The 694-nt window shown below is 34.9% G+C and carries 1 protein-coding gene; it reads right to left on the bottom strand.

The window, feature by feature from the left end; all coding sequences use genetic code 11:
* Positions 1 to 28 precede the first annotated feature (28 nt).
* Positions 29 to 694 (bottom strand): IS3 family transposase (locus DRF67_RS21305; RefSeq protein WP_165851855.1); only part of this gene is annotated, 666 nt, incomplete at its 5' end.

Here is a 694-nt window from a genome sequence, read left to right on the forward strand (position 1 = left end):
TAGACTGCACCCAAAAGTTTAGACGAAATTAAACAATATTATTATATGAAAGAGTTCGGTACTGTACCGGACTCTTTCCTTTTAGATTAAGTCTTATCCTGTCGTTGTTGTAGTAATTGATATACTCCTTTATTTCTTTTTTGAGTTCATCAATGGTTTTAAACTTCTTAGTGTAAAACATCTCAGATTTTAAAGTTCCAAAGAAGTTTTCTATTATCGCATTATCCAGGCAGTTTCCTTTTCGGGACATACTTTGGATGATTCCTTTTTCTTTTAACAGATGCTGATAGGCTTTCATCTGATATTGCCAGCCTTGATCAGAGTGGATAATGAGGTTTTCAGTATTGTTGATTTTCCTAAACCCTTTTTTCAGCATATTCATAATCTGCGTAAAAACAGGTCTTTCCGAAAGATCATAACTGATAATTTCACCGTTGTACAGATCAATTATTGGCGAAAGATACAATTTACTGCCCGAGACGTTGAATTCGGTCACATCAGTGGCCCATTTTCTGTTTGGCTGATCTGCCTTAAAATTCCTCTCCAGAATATTAGGTGCTATCCTTCCTTGTTCTCCTCGGTAAGATCTGTATTTTTTGACCCTAATAATGCTTTTCAATCCCAGAGTTTTCATCAGCCTCAAAACTGTTTTATGATTAATAATAATCCCTCGTTCTTTCATAACTAAAGTGAT

The organism is Chryseobacterium pennipullorum (assembly GCF_003384725.1).
Lineage (GTDB): Bacteria > Bacteroidota > Bacteroidia > Flavobacteriales > Weeksellaceae > Chryseobacterium > Chryseobacterium pennipullorum.